Source organism: Spongiivirga citrea, assembly GCF_010671565.1.
Classification (GTDB): domain Bacteria; phylum Bacteroidota; class Bacteroidia; order Flavobacteriales; family Flavobacteriaceae; genus Spongiivirga; species Spongiivirga citrea.
The window spans coordinates 279,988-293,018 of the sequence record NZ_JAABOQ010000002.1; the positions used below are offsets into that span (position 1 = coordinate 279,988).

A 13,031-nucleotide genomic window follows, 5' to 3' on the forward strand; every position below is an offset into this window, starting at 1 on the left:
CCGATAGTTTAAGATGATGCTAATTCCTTCGTATTTGTTTTTCTCATCCATAGAAGAATAAGAACAGAAAGTCCGCTACATACAGAAAAACCAATAAATAATGGTAGGGAAGAGGTTATTACATACTTACCAATAATAATTCCGATAGGAACAGCCATTAGAGTTGATATTAATCCAGTGATTGCCGAAGCCATACCAGCAATATGACCAACAGGTTCCATAGCAATAGCTCGCAGATTACCAAATAAAAACCCGATTGCAGCAAACTGTATGCAAAAGAAAATCACCAAGGTGATTACATGAGGATTTACTCCACTAGAAAAAAGCAACACATAGCAGAGCGATATAACAAAAAATGAGATTAGTGCAACGTTTACTAACTTTCTCATACCAAAGCGCACTACTAGAGAACCATTTAAAAAAATAGCAGCCCCTATGGCAATTGCCGTTACCGCAAATATGTACGGAAATTCCTCTTTAAGCCCATATTGCACTTCATAAATCTGCTGTGATGTACTCAAGTAAACCAAAAAAGAACCAACAACAAACCCAGATATCAGGGTGTATCCCATAGTTTGCTTTTGACTAAATACTTCTTTAAAACCATTCGCAAAAGCTTTTAAATTAAGAGGCACCTTATATTCTGGTTTCAGGGTTTCTGGCTGTCTCCGCCAAAACCAAAAGCCTACTAGGATACTGAACAGCACCTGAACGTAAAAAATAGCTTGCCAGCTATAAATATCTAGTACTAGCTTTCCTATAGTCGGAGCAACAACGGGTACGAGAATAAAAACAACGACTATAAAAGACATGATACGTGCCATATAATCCCCGCTGTACCGATCTCGAACTATGGCAACTGCGATTGTGCGGGGAGCCGAAAGTCCGATTCCCTGAAGTAAACGACCAAAAAGCATGATCTCCAAGTTTTCTGTGTAAATGCAGATAAAACTTGCGCTTATAAACACCAAAAAGCCGATATATACAACTGGTTTACGACCTACGGTATCCGATACAGGACCGAAAAACAAAGGGCCAATTCCTAGGCCAAGAAAAAACAGAACAACCAATAGCTGATTATCAACTGTGTCGATTATTCCGATAGCGGCACCAATAACATCAAGAGCGGGTAGGAGTGCATCTAATGCCAAGGGAGCGATTGACATTAAAAATGCCATTAAGGCGATGAATTCGAATTGTGATTTTCGAGATGGTTTATGCATCCGGCAAAAGTATGTCAATTAGGAGGAACATGTTCAGTATACCGACTTTTAATTAGGTACTATTTATTTATGTGTGTAACTTCCTAAACTTTTGATCGTCAAATTTTCGTGAAACCGGAATGATGGTGTGTTTATGTTTATAATTAGTCAATTCATGCACTAAATTAAAACCACCGGCAGTATAAATGTGATGAGCATATTTAAAATATTGACAAACAGGATATGAAACATTCATAAAAATAAAGGCTGGATGATTCAACCTTATTTTTACTTGCGAAAACACGACCAAACGCATTGATTTTGAAGCTGGATGGCTCAATGCAAAGTGGCAAAGTTTCGAAAGATCTTCTTTTCCGCCTGAGTGAATAATTAAGGAATAAGGCTTGTCAAATATTTTAGTCTGTTTATTGGGTTTAAAAGTTGTTAATGAAATAATCCTTAGTTTTATAGATACATTTTTAATCCAATTATAATGATCAGGATAAAGATGTTCTATTAAAAAAGTAGTTCTAAATGTAGGCTGATAAATCGTGTTGATTGTGTCAAGGTAAAAATCCCATTTTAAAACTCTAGAAACGTAATGATAATCTAGCTTAGGTTTTTTCTTATACACATCAATGAGTTCTCCATTAATACCTAAAGGAAAGGTATCGACATAAAAAGATTTGCAGTTATACTTATCTATTATATCTATAATGATAGTACTTAAATCATTTTGACTACTGTCGATAAGAACTATGGTGAATTCACTAAAATACGAGGTGAATTTTGAAGCTGTAATTAGAAGTACGTCCTCAGATTCAATATCTAAAGTTTTGATAAGTTTAACCGTTCTGGTTAAATGCCCCAAACCATGACCTCGCACATAAAAAACGTTCACTAAAAGCCTTTTTCAATAAGTTCGCTTATAATTATTTCTTGTTGATCTTTTGGGATTTCGTCAATACTCAAAACTAACCAGCTAGGTGAGTAGTCGGAAGCCTTTGTTATTTTCTCTCCAGAAGCAGGATTAATAGTGATGGTTTGTGAACTTTCGTCGAAGCCAATTCTAGCTAAATTTTCATTATTTCGTTCTAATTTAGCTTCTAGCGGACCTTTAACTTTGATTTGATAACCGTTTAAGTTCTCTTCATTATCACTAATCTTTACTTTATCATCGTATAATTTTACTTTCCAAAGTAAGGTTGATGCTACTGTACGCAATTTAAAAGCATCGTTTTTGTATTTAACTTCATATACAACATTGTTATTACTATCATAATACTTTTTCTTATCTGCCTTCGTCTTTTTAGAGGTGTATGATGTAATCCCAATATCTCCATTATTACTGTTCGTTTCTTTACAGCTTTGTAACACAAATAATAAGAGTAGAAGGTAGACTGATTGCCTTAAAAAATTAGTTGATTTTACTAATCTATACATTGTATGATTTTTAAGTAGTTATTGATTTCTTTTTGTGGTGTAAAATTAGTTGCAATGTGCTGTCTTAAAATTAATGCTTTATCTTTTAAAACATCTCTACTGGAATTTTTAAAACTAATTAGCGCAGAACTTAATGAAGGATCAGATAAGACATTAAATAAAAATGAATTTGACGCATTTAAAACATCTGGAATACCACCAGCTTTGGCAGCTATTATTGGGATTTCTAAAGCGGCCGCCTCAAAAAGTACATTTGGCATTCCGTCATAAATAGAAGGAATAGCCACGGCATCACAAAGCATATAATTGGATATTAGATGGGTTTGAGAGGTTGGTTTTACGGTCGAGAAATCAATATTGCTTTTTCTCATTTTAGCTAAAAGAAAAGAATCAATATCGCCAATAATTCTAATATGAAATTGATCGCGAAAATTTGACTGCTTCATGACCTTAATAAAAAAATCAATTCCTTTTTTCTCCTTTAAAAATCCGACTAAACCTATTACTAATCGACCGTTAATATTTAAGTCTCTTTTTTGATTATTACTAAGTACAATATCTGACTCTAAAGCTTGCCACTCATTAAGTTTAATTGAGTTTGGTGTAAAAAACACCTTTTCACTGAGTTCCATTGCTACTATTCTATCAACTTTTTCCTTAGTAACGCAAGCAATTGCAGCGGCATTTTCTATAGCATGCAATAGATCATTTCTTTTTTGTGAGAAAATTGCGGTGTCAAAATCATTTCCTCTAAGACATAGTACGTATGGCTTATGCAACCAACTAGCGACCATTGGCACACCTTTTAAGCACAAATGACTACCAAAGGACACGAAAAGCGTTGAAGCTTTTATTATTAGATTTTCCTTTATATGTACCCATAAAATATTGAGTGTATGAGCTGTATCATGATGAAGGGGTAGTGCGGTATAGGTGCCATTTATTTCAGCATGATGTGTAAAAGCCCTAATACGATTGGTGAAATGAAAAACATGAACCTCATGATGTATTCGTAAATTATGGACAATACGATCGCAACTTCTAGACATTCCACCTTTATCCGGTGGATAGTTTTCTGTAAACCAACAAATTTTCATATGCTATTAGCTGTAAAAAAAGCTACCTTCATTCGTACCTAAAGAAGTATCGTTCATATCTGTTTGATCAAAACTATTTATATCTTCTTCAGACCAATCACCAGAAGCACCACCACCTCCAAATTCACCGCCACTAAAGCCATCTTCAAAAGAATCAACATCAGAATCCGAAGTACGCGAATCATAGGAACTCGAAGATGTAAAAACAGTACCATCATCATCGTAATAATCGACGGGAGTTGGTTTATTTTGCTCATCATACAAATACTGTTCCCAGTAACAATCCTCGCAAAGCGTTTTTGAATTTAATGTATGAGTATGTACAAGACAGGTGTCCTTTTCGCATTTTGAACATTTTTTTTCTGCTTGTCGTCTGCATGCAATATTTAGAAAAATTCCTGAAAATTGTTTACAACTCATACTGGCTTAGTTTCCTATTTTGTTTAAGTTATTTGTCCTCGTATAAACATTGTTGACGTATAAATAAGTTAACATATCTGAATAATAGGATGTAGCGGTTTTTTGTTGGTTTGATATTTTTTTCGGCAACGAATGTAGTTTTTCTTTATACTTGATTTTTATATAGTGGTATCCATCAATTGTATCACATGTAATAATATATTTATCACTTAGCATTCCCAAACGATCCGCAGAAAGCACTTGGCTTGTATTTGCGTTTAATCGTAATGTCAATAAGTAGTAAAATCGATGTTTGTACTTTACTTTTGTTTTGTACTTTCCACTTGACCTTCTTTTTGATGTGGTGACCCTTACTACCATTTGGTGCAAAGAGACTTGTACAAAGCTATTGTCTTTCAAAAAAAACTTAGCTCTTATGCGATTTAGTTGGTGGGCTTTAAATTTTGTTTTGGCTTTTGGTTTTATCCCTAATCTTTTGGGGTCGACTTCATGTTCACTTTTTTGCAAATCACCAAGATTAAGTGTAATACTCGCTAGGTTTTGTTTTACATCTCCTTTTATATCAATAATGAATTTCGCTAAATTATCAATAGATTCTAGATTTAAAAAGCCATACCGATCAAAATAACCGAGTAGTGCAAATGCAATCGCTATTGCAAAAATGGAAACGATAAACATCGGTAAAATGGCCTCATAATTACTAGTGAGAAGAAGAAATATCAACCCAAAAATAGGCAGCAAAAACACTAAATATTTTAATTGAAAATTCTTTTTTCGCTTGGTGCTTAATATTTGCTTGAATACAATTAACCAGTAATTACAGGGGCGCGTTGATGATATTACACCTTCCGTATTGATAATTCCGACATCTCTTCTTAATGTTGTTGCAATCATTATACCGATAGTTGTTTATAAACAGTTGTCATTTTAAGTTCCTGCTGTTTCCAATGATACTGGGTATTCATTTTCTTTTTTGCTGCTGTACCGTATTTCTTTATTCGTTTAGAATCTGCTAGTACTTGTCTTATCTTTCTGCCTAGCAGCTCCGGTCGATCTGGTTGTACTAAAAAACCATCCACATTGTCATTTATCAAACAAGTAGCTACTGGTATGTCCGATGCAATAACAGGAATACCATAGCCCATAGATTCTATTATTTTAAGTGGATTACAACCTTGTATTAAATTGCGATCACATTGACTTAGTGGGGCAACCGTAAACAACGCATTTTTTATAATTCCTGATAACGCCAGTTTATCAAGTTCAAAATACCATAAAATTTTGGAAGAAACTCCAATGTCCTCGGCAAGTTTTTGATGAAAAACAGCTCTTTTTTCTGAAATAGACGAGCAAATAACCAGTTTAATATCTAAATCATAAATCTCTTTTAATGCCTTAAAAAGTATTTTAATGCCTTGCCACTTTTGCAATGCCCCAAAATAAAGAAAGTAGGGTTTTTGTATTTCTGACGGTTTTGTTTTCCCGTTTATAATTGTTACCCCATTTTGAATTACTGTAACTTTATTCCGTTGAATATTATATTCATTTTCAATGTGCTTTTTAGTCACTAATGATGGAGTTATTATAGCATCAGCACCATTTAAATTTTCCTTTTCAATAGCCTTTATTTGAGTAATAGCATTAATCGAAATACCGGCATATCGCGTCGGAAGCTCAATGGACTGAAATGAGTTCACTTCAAACACTTTCTTTATACTCGAGCTCGTTTTTAAAGCTACTTGACCACCCCAAATATCTCTAAAATGAATAAGTGCCAGTTGACTACAAAGTGAGTTATTTAATAATGTTTGTAATTGTTGTTGAAATGCAACTGTCCGTTCTAAAAAATTGACAATCTTATCTTTAAAACGGACAATATATAAGTCACTTTCTTCGTCAAATTGAAATTTTGGCATATCATCATTCCCTAAGCAGAATAGAATACCAGTACCATATTGTGCTTTTAATGCCTTTAGGCAATGGTATATATGGGTAGCTGCACCTTTCCTAGATGGGAAAAGATCAAAAGCTATGTAAAGGTATTTTGGTTTATTTGGAATCATCAGATAAAAACTACTATATTCAATTAGTAATAACCTTACGATTTTCCATATCATAACGTTCTCCCGACCTCAAAAAATAGAATACATTTTCTTTTGATGGAACTGTTTTAAGACTTGTTCCTTCTCTTGAATAAAAAGTACCATCATATATAAGTACATAGCTCTTTCCAATCACTTCAAAGGTATTTCCTGTTACTACAACCGCCGTACTTTCATCAATGGCAATGCCCAATAACTCAGGCTTATTCTTTAGGATGTCGAACATATCGAATTGTCTATTCCTAGCTAATACATGCTGGTCTATTGCGATGTTCTTTATAAAGGCGAAACCTTCTTCATGATCGCCCATCATTTTCTGGTTGTTTTCTGTATGCCCTCTGGCCAGATAAGAACCTTGTATCGTGGCACCAGCTGATGAACCTCCAACTACACCGCCACGATTAAGAACGTCCCATATCGCTTTTTCAGTTTTGGTATCTTTATAGGAGTCAACTAATCGCCATTGCCGACCACCACTAAACCAGACCGCTGTAGCCGATTTTAATGGCTCAATAAACGCATTTGTATTGGCAATTTTTGGGTTGCTTGTATGTAGTACCGTAACTTTGGTAGCGCCCATTTTGCGAAACAGCCCCGCATTACCGGCGTTATCAGAATAAGCCTCGGCTCCCCATGCGGTTGGAATAACAACAATGTGTGCATCTTTTCCACCTGCTAACTCCATAAACTTTGCTGTTACTTGGTCGTTGTTTCGACCTCCTCCTACAATTACTAAAGATCCTTTAGTAGGACCGGTGGTGATATTTTTTTGTGCTAAAGTAAATTGCACTGTGCTAGTAGCAAGAAAGCAGCATACTAGTTTGGCGAATATTCTCATATTAAATGGCTAGAAATTTAACTCAAGTGAAGGTAGTAAAAAGGGAGAAATACCCTCTTAAAAGCAGATAAAACCTATTGTGCTGTGGAATTATGGATTGTAACTTGCAGCATACCAACCTTATAAATCGAGTTGTCATGCCAGATCAAGATCAGCCAAAGAAAGCAAGTTTTCCTTTTAAAACACTAATATGGGCAATACTTGCCTTAGTAGCATTATTTCTTTTTAAACCAGAACTAAAAAGCCTATTAAGCAGTGCAGAGGAAGTTTCTTTATTCGGAATGGAATTTAAAGTAGGGAAGGAGAAGGCCGCTAAATTAGAAATAGCCATTCAGCGATATAAAAGTGAAATAGATGATTTTAATGTTCAGATGGATGAGCAGCAAAAGCATATTGCTAAATTAGAGGAGATCAAAACTAATCTTGAAAATAGCATTACGGATTGTCCAGGTACTCAAGAGGACGCTCGAAAATTAAATATGGAGTTAGGCATTATCATGCGAACAAACAAAGCACTACAACAAAAATCGGATGTGCTAAAGAATACCAAGATACTTCAGCGCTCAACAGGTAGTCTACAAATGCCCAAGTGATTGAATTAAAGTCAAACCATAAACACAGCACTTATTCTTCTCAGAATACAACAAAGAATGTAGCAATAAACTGTTATTAATTTTCTTTCCCACCACAATTCTATTTGCAAATAACATCCGAAACACCTATAAATAAAGAGTTTTTAAAAATATCTACTAAAAAATTAGTAGATATACTAAAAAGTTAGTAGTTTTGAGCCTGTAAAGTTATAGGTATGGAAAAATTAACTAAAAGAGAAGATCAAATAATGCAAATCGTATGGCAGTTAAAAACTGCTTTTATACGCGATATTATTGAAAGACTACCAGAGCCTAAACCACATTATAACTCCGTTGCCACTATTGTAAAGATTTTGGTAAAGAAGGGAGTTTTAAAATCTGAATTGATTGGGAACACACATCAGTATAGTCCCGTAATAGATTTTGAATCCTACCGGGATAAAAACCTAACGAACATTAAAAAGAAGTTTTTTGGGAATTCCTTTCCTAAAATGATGGCTTATTTCGCCAAGGAGGAGAATTTATCGGAAGAGGAACTTTCTGATTTAGTTGAATTAATCAAATCGAATAAATCAAAGAAATCATGATGGTACTTCTTCTAAAAGCATCCTTAATAATAGCGATCGTTTTAACCTTTTATAAATTGGTGATTGAAAAAGAAAGCTTTTTTGCTACCAATAGGATTTATCTCATAATCGGATTAGTATTTGCATTTGCAATGCCATTTATTAGTCTCCCAAAGTTGGTAGAAAATCAAGGGGCAGTTTCCAATTTTATTGAGCCAGATACGTCCATAACTTCTGATCAGCAATTAATAAATTCGACTGATGCTGAGCTAAACGAACCGATTGAAAGCACGGCTGAAAAGGCGCCAATTCAGTCAGATAAGCGAATAGAATCCACTTTAACACAAACTACACAACGCAGCTTGGTAGATTGGTTATGGATTATCTATCTATTTGGTGCAGCAGTATTATCTATCAACTTAATTGCGCAAGTAATAGGGCTCCTTTTTAAAGTGATTAAAAGCAATGATAAAATCAAAGATATTGATGGTATTATAGTCAATTCTACCGGAATAAAGGAGCCTTGTTCCTTCTTCAATTATATTTTCATCAATCCCGAACAGTATGAATTTGAAATTTATGAACAGATTATCGCTCATGAGAAAATTCATGTCAAAAAACGCCATAGTGTGGACCTTTTACTGGCTGAAATAGCAGTCATTGTCCTATGGTTTAATCCTTTCGTATGGTTATTTAGAAAGGAAGTAGAAAAAAATATCGAATACCAAACTGATCACTTGGTATTAGATACTAAAAAGGCAGAACGAGATAGCTATCAAATGAATCTTTTAAAGATAGCCACCTTCAATAAGCCACTTGCAATAACCACCAATTACAATCAATCATTAATCAAAAAACGAATTTTAAAAATGAACAGTAAGAAATCAAATCCGTACAGTTACTGGAAATATGCATTTACAATGCCGCTATTTTTCGCAGTATTATTATTCTTGAACAAGCCATTATCTGCTGCTTCTCAAAGTGCAATTGAGCCTGAGTTAGTCGAAGAGTCTACTGCTAACGAAGTTCTAAAAGAAAAACAAGATTTGAAATCAGCTTCAACAGAAAAAAGTGACAAATCAAATACAATTGTTGCCACTTCAAACTCGGATTGTATGAAACTTTTAGAAGCTATTCGAGTGGAGGATATGACGAGGGTTAAGTCACTTGTTACTGCCAGTTCAGTGAATTGTATTGAGCGTAATCCTGGCTATGAAGACATCAGTGTTAACGGACGTTCATGGAGATTATCTCGACCGAAATCACCATTATTTGCAGCTGCAAAAATCGGAAATTTGGAAATTGCCAAGCTACTTGTTGCCAATGGTGCAGATGTGACACTAAACGTTCGAGGAGATGGGACTGCCTTAATCACCGCAGCTGAATTTGGTCATTTAGATTTTATAAAGTACCTCGTATCCCAAGGAGCTGATATTAATAGAACGTTCCCAAATCAAGGAAATGCACTTATTGCAGCATCAGGTAGAGGGCACTTAGAAATCATGAGGTATTTGGTTTCAAAAGGAGCAGATATCAATCATTATTCGCCTAACCAAGGGAACGCATTAATAGCTGCCGCTCATAGTAATAATCTTGATGCGGTAAAGTTCTTAGTTTCAAAAGGAATGGATGTTGACTTTATATCTCCCAATCAAGGTAATGCCTTAATAGCGGCATCGGGTCATGGGGAATTAGAAACAGTGAAATTTCTAGTGTCAAAAGGATCTGAAGTAAACAAAATCTCACCAAATCAAGGAACACCTTTAATTGCCGCCGCGAATAATGGTCAGACCGAAGTTGTAAAATTTTTAGTAGGCAAAGGAGCTGAAATCGATAAGATATCCTCAAACCAAGGTACCTCTTTGATTGCAGCCGCCAATAATGGTCATTTAAAAACAGTTGAATATCTGGTGGCTCAAGGGGCTGATGTCAATAAATATGCCCCTAATCAAGGAAGCGCAGTCACTGCTGCAGCCAATAATGGGCATATGGCTACCATGAAGTTTCTAGTGAAAAAAGGAGCATCTGTAAATGTAAATACAGATAGTCATGGTTCTGCGCTAATTTCAGCCGCTAAAAATGGAATAAATGAAACCGTAAGTTATCTAATTGATCAAGGTGCTGATGTAAATGCAGCCACTGATGGCAATGGTTCCGCTTTAATAGCAGCTGCAAGAAACGGACACAATCATACCATTGAATTACTACTATCAAAAGGCGCCGATATCAACGCACAGAATGATGGAAGCGGATCGGCATTAACGGCAGCTGCTAAAAATGGGTTAGTTGATACAGTAAAACTACTCTTAGATAAGGGAGCTAATATTAACGGGCAAACCGATGGTAGTGGATCAGCATTAAGCAATGCCGCAAAAAACGTGAGGAACAGTATGATAAAACTTCTTCTAGATCGTGGTGCAGATATTGATCTTCATAATGATGGTAGTGGTTCTGCGTTGATCAATGCAGCAAGAAATGGACATCTAGAAACCGCTAAACTTTTGATTGAGAAAGGAGCTAATGTAAACTTGTATACAGCAGGGCAGGGCACTGCACTTTCACAGGCATCTAAAAACAATCAGCAGGCAATTGTCGATTACCTTTTATCAAAAGGAGCACGACATATTTATGGAAACTAGTCACTAGAAAAAACACCTTTTAAAATAGGATTATGAAAAATTGCATATTACTGCTATGCCTGGCATACTGCACGCTAAATTGTAGTCAATCTACTGAGTATGATCTTGCTATTACCGATGTAAATGTCTTCAATAGCAAGACCTTAGAAGTGAAAGAGCATCAAACTGTACTAATCAATGCAGATACCATTGCTGCTATTGTCAATTCCGATAAAAAGGTAAAAGCTACCAAAACTATTAACGGAGATGGCCGACTATTAACTCCCGGTTTTATTGACACTCATGTACATTTAATTGGAAACTACGGAGTGGATTCCGCATTGCCCGAAGAGTACGAAGCAGATGGTGGATTAGAAATGCTACGAGAGTTGACCACCCATCATTATTTAAATCATGGAGTCACTACGATTATTGACATGGCACAGCCTGAGGAATGGATAGATATTACCCTAGATTGGCAAAATAATCCAACGTCAGAATACCCAGATCTCTATATCACCGGAGGATCAATCGTCTCGGATGAAGATAGAAGACAGCCAGCACATCATATTGAAGTAATGAATCCCGAAGATGGCCGCAAAAAAGTAAGAGATTATGCTGCAAAGGGTTTGAAATACATGAAATTCTACCGGAAACTTCGTAAACCAGACTATGAAGCAATGGCAGATGAAGCAAGAAAGCAGGGTATTATTGTAAATACACATGTAGATAATAATGTGGTAACTATTGGCGAGGCTATGGATTATGGGATATCCAATTTTGAGCACTTTTTTACACTTACCCCAAGTATTTTAGATTATGATACCCACTGGCCCGCAATGAATGAGCAATATGGAATTCGGATGACTTCCAGTATTGATGAATTTGCCGCTCAAATGGTTTTTTTCTTTGGATATATAAAAGAACATCCTGAGATGGAGGAGGAGCTTATGGCATTGTTTGATACTATGGCAACTAAAGGGGCTTCAATAAGTACGGCTTTGAATGTGGTAGCATCATCCGCAGGGCAATCTGATTTTTTTACCTCCTTTGAGTACTATCCCATTCGAAAAATACCAATGGTAAATTATACCGAAGAACAGCAAAAAGCACTAGATGACGCTTACAATGCAATGATGGGGTACTATCGAAAAGCCCACGATAAGGGTGTCAAAATCAGAATTGGAACCGACTGCCGTTTTGGTGGACGTGCTTTACTGTCTGAATTAATATTACTAAGCAAAGCTGGTTTTTCCATAGGAGAGGTGTTGCAAATAGCTACGCTAAATGGCTATGAATCTATGCAATTGGATCAAACACATGGAAATATAGCAGTAGGCAAGGCTGCCGATCTTATTTTATTTGATAAAAATCCTTTTGAGAATACTGTGAATTTTCTAGAAAAAAAGACAATCATAAAAGATGGAAAAGTCCTGACTGCAAAGCGATCAGTTGCTTATGATTATATGCAAGACTTGCTAAATAAAGGAGCCAACACCGCCCAAAATTCATTTAAAGTAAATATTGATAATGAAGACTATAAAAAATTACAAAACAGTGAGTTAAAGCAAGTAGTGAAAGAATTATTTAGTGGAAATAAGATCAAAGAAGCTATAGCGTCATATTCCCTTTATAAATCGCATTTTCCTGAAGGCAATTTTCAACTAGATGCCGTTTCAATTACCAATACTGCCTATGGTTTAATTCGAGATAATAAGCTGGATGTGCTAAAGGAATATTATGCATTCTGCGCAACGAATTTTCCAGAAACAAAGCGATATTTAGGCTTATCGGTATACCATGAAATACTAAACAACGGCATTGAAGCAGGAAAGACGCATTTCACAGCCAACAAGGATAGTGCAGATTATATTTTGGATGAAAATGAGATAAACGGATTGGGTTATTTATATCTTCAATCGGGAAAAACTGATGAGGCTATTGCCGTATTTAAGCTAAATGTAGAAGCATTTCCAGAAAGTTGGAATGTGTATGACAGTCTAGGTGAATCATTAACAACAATAGGGAAGAAGAAAGAGGCGAGGCAAAACTATTTAAAGTCATTGGAGTTGAATCCGGAGAGTGCTTCGGGTAAGGCTGCGCTGAAAAAATTAGCACCTTAGAGTCATTCTAATAACTTTCTATTTCTAAA

At 35.6% G+C, this 13,031-nt stretch carries 12 protein-coding genes; 4 read left to right on the forward strand and 8 right to left on the reverse strand.

The features are described from left to right. Window positions 1-8: 8 nt before the first annotated feature. The 8 genes from GWK10_RS04910 to GWK10_RS04945 all read right to left on the reverse strand — a co-directional run bounded on the left by GWK10_RS04910 (window position 9) and on the right by GWK10_RS04945 (window position 7,102). Complete coding sequence (locus GWK10_RS04910; RefSeq protein WP_164029809.1) at window positions 9-1,223, reverse strand: multidrug effflux MFS transporter; 1,215 nt, start codon at window positions 1,221-1,223, stop codon at window positions 9-11. Window positions 1,224-1,290: 67 nt separating this feature from the next. Further along, window positions 1,291-2,103: a hypothetical protein gene (locus GWK10_RS04915; protein WP_164029810.1), complete on the reverse strand. Its 813-nt coding sequence runs from the start codon at window positions 2,101-2,103 to the stop codon at window positions 1,291-1,293. Further along, on the reverse strand, window positions 2,103-2,645 hold the full coding sequence (locus GWK10_RS04920) for a hypothetical protein (RefSeq protein WP_164029811.1): 543 nt from the start codon (window positions 2,643-2,645) through the stop codon (window positions 2,103-2,105). The genes GWK10_RS04915 and GWK10_RS04920 overlap by 1 nt, the downstream gene beginning before the upstream one ends. Continuing rightward, a complete protein-coding gene (locus GWK10_RS04925) occupies window positions 2,633-3,742 on the reverse strand; it encodes a glycosyltransferase family 4 protein (protein WP_164029812.1) in 1,110 nt (369 codons plus the stop codon). The genes GWK10_RS04920 and GWK10_RS04925 overlap by 13 nt, the downstream gene beginning before the upstream one ends. A gap of 6 nt (window positions 3,743-3,748) precedes the next feature. After that, window positions 3,749-4,162: a hypothetical protein gene (locus tag GWK10_RS04930; protein ID WP_164029813.1), complete on the reverse strand. Its 414-nt coding sequence runs from the start codon at window positions 4,160-4,162 to the stop codon at window positions 3,749-3,751. Window positions 4,163-4,168: 6 nt separating this feature from the next. Further along, window positions 4,169-5,056, reverse strand: a complete 888-nt coding sequence (locus GWK10_RS04935) for a hypothetical protein (protein ID WP_164029814.1) — start codon at window positions 5,054-5,056, stop codon at window positions 4,169-4,171. Continuing rightward, window positions 5,056-6,225, reverse strand: coding sequence for a glycosyltransferase family 4 protein (locus tag GWK10_RS04940; protein WP_164029815.1), 1,170 nt, complete (start codon window positions 6,223-6,225; stop codon window positions 5,056-5,058). The genes GWK10_RS04935 and GWK10_RS04940 overlap by 1 nt, the downstream gene beginning before the upstream one ends. Window positions 6,226-6,244: 19 nt before the next feature. After that, window positions 6,245-7,102, reverse strand: coding sequence for a cyanophycinase (locus tag GWK10_RS04945; RefSeq protein WP_164029816.1), 858 nt, complete (start codon window positions 7,100-7,102; stop codon window positions 6,245-6,247). Window positions 7,103-7,239: 137 nt separating this feature from the next. Here GWK10_RS04945 and GWK10_RS04950 point away from each other — a divergent pair, with 137 nt between their 5' ends. From GWK10_RS04950 to GWK10_RS04965, 4 genes are all read left to right on the forward strand, one after another. Continuing rightward, window positions 7,240-7,695 (forward strand): hypothetical protein, encoded by a 456-nt coding sequence (locus GWK10_RS04950; RefSeq protein ID WP_164029817.1) that lies wholly within the window; start codon window positions 7,240-7,242, stop codon window positions 7,693-7,695. Window positions 7,696-7,910: 215 nt separating this feature from the next. Beyond that, window positions 7,911-8,282, forward strand: coding sequence for a BlaI/MecI/CopY family transcriptional regulator (locus GWK10_RS04955; protein WP_164029818.1), 372 nt, complete (start codon window positions 7,911-7,913; stop codon window positions 8,280-8,282). Next, window positions 8,279-10,900 carry an ankyrin repeat domain-containing protein gene (locus GWK10_RS04960; protein ID WP_164029819.1) on the forward strand — a complete coding sequence of 874 codons (2,622 nt, stop codon included), beginning with the start codon at window positions 8,279-8,281 and terminating at the stop codon, window positions 10,898-10,900. Before GWK10_RS04955 ends, GWK10_RS04960 begins: the two co-directional genes overlap by 4 nt. A gap of 32 nt (window positions 10,901-10,932) precedes the next feature. Continuing rightward, window positions 10,933-13,002 (forward strand): amidohydrolase family protein, encoded by a 2,070-nt coding sequence (locus GWK10_RS04965; protein ID WP_164029820.1) that lies wholly within the window; start codon window positions 10,933-10,935, stop codon window positions 13,000-13,002. Window positions 13,003-13,031 lie beyond the last annotated feature (29 nt).

Coding starts and splice junctions, on each gene's coding strand:
- GWK10_RS04910 (WP_164029809.1), bottom strand. CDS start 1,223: ATGCATAAACCATCTCGAAAATCACAATTCGAATTCATCGCCTTAATG.
- GWK10_RS04920 (WP_164029811.1), bottom strand. CDS start 2,645: ATGTATAGATTAGTAAAATCAACTAATTTTTTAAGGCAATCAGTCTAC.
- GWK10_RS04925 (WP_164029812.1), bottom strand. CDS start 3,742: ATGAAAATTTGTTGGTTTACAGAAAACTATCCACCGGATAAAGGTGGA.
- GWK10_RS04930 (WP_164029813.1), bottom strand. CDS start 4,162: ATGAGTTGTAAACAATTTTCAGGAATTTTTCTAAATATTGCATGCAGA.
- GWK10_RS04935 (WP_164029814.1), bottom strand. CDS start 5,056: ATGATTGCAACAACATTAAGAAGAGATGTCGGAATTATCAATACGGAA.
- GWK10_RS04940 (WP_164029815.1), bottom strand. CDS start 6,225: ATGATTCCAAATAAACCAAAATACCTTTACATAGCTTTTGATCTTTTC.
- GWK10_RS04945 (WP_164029816.1), bottom strand. CDS start 7,102: ATGAGAATATTCGCCAAACTAGTATGCTGCTTTCTTGCTACTAGCACA.
- GWK10_RS04950 (WP_164029817.1), top strand. CDS start 7,240: ATGCCAGATCAAGATCAGCCAAAGAAAGCAAGTTTTCCTTTTAAAACA.
- GWK10_RS04955 (WP_164029818.1), top strand. CDS start 7,911: ATGGAAAAATTAACTAAAAGAGAAGATCAAATAATGCAAATCGTATGG.
- GWK10_RS04960 (WP_164029819.1), top strand. CDS start 8,279: ATGATGGTACTTCTTCTAAAAGCATCCTTAATAATAGCGATCGTTTTA.
- GWK10_RS04965 (WP_164029820.1), top strand. CDS start 10,933: ATGAAAAATTGCATATTACTGCTATGCCTGGCATACTGCACGCTAAAT.